The organism is Burkholderia sp. SIMBA_062 (assembly GCF_046534765.1).
GTDB lineage: Bacteria > Pseudomonadota > Gammaproteobacteria > Burkholderiales > Burkholderiaceae > Burkholderia > Burkholderia ambifaria.
Window position 1 is genome coordinate 1 of the sequence record NZ_JAWRYD010000348.1, and the last position, 262, is coordinate 262.

The window sequence follows — 262 nt, forward strand, 5'->3', positions numbered from 1 at the left end:
CATCTTGTCAGCTGGCACTCCGCCCTTGACGCCGAGCATCAACGCCTCGGACAAGGCCACCGAGTGCAGATAGCAGAGTACGACCTGCGCGATCTTTGCGACATAACCCGCGCCAGCCTCGCCCAGATAATCGATGCGCTTGCCAATGGCAGAGAAGATTGGCTGGCATTCATCGAAGGTTGCTTGATCGCCGCCCACCAGCACGGTCAGAGTGCCAGCTGCCGCGCCTTCGGCACCACCGGAAATCGGTGCATCAAGCGTG

1 protein-coding gene is annotated in these 262 nt (G+C 60.7%); it reads right to left on the reverse strand.

The window, feature by feature from the left end; translation table 11 throughout:
* On the reverse strand, positions 1 to 262 hold a 262-nt coding region (locus SB786_RS36640; protein WP_410731640.1), incomplete at both ends, for an NAD(P)-binding domain-containing protein.